1 protein-coding gene is annotated in these 266 nt (G+C 51.1%); it reads left to right on the plus strand.

The features are described 5' to 3' along the window. The coding region (locus ACYQ78_RS39695; RefSeq protein ID WP_459806158.1) for a hypothetical protein at positions 1–266 on the plus strand (266 nt) is incomplete at both ends.

Genomic DNA, 266 nt, shown 5'->3' on the forward strand with positions numbered 1-266 from the left:
TGCTGCGTGTGTTTGGCCTCGAAGAGATCAATGAGTTCGTGTTGCAGGACGCCTATGACCAGTGCCAAGCAGTCGCCGGCCCCATTGACTCCAGGAAGTTCATGACTTGGTACCGTGATCACATTTTCAATCTCCAGGCATCGAAGGCGCACGCCGGCAGTGGAGATGATCTGACCCTGGACTTGGCCAAGAAGCATCAAATCTCGTGCATTGACTTGGACAAAGTGAAGTTGAAATTTGATCACTTTGACGTTGACAAATCGGGC

This window comes from Herbidospora sp. RD11066 (assembly GCF_054661255.1).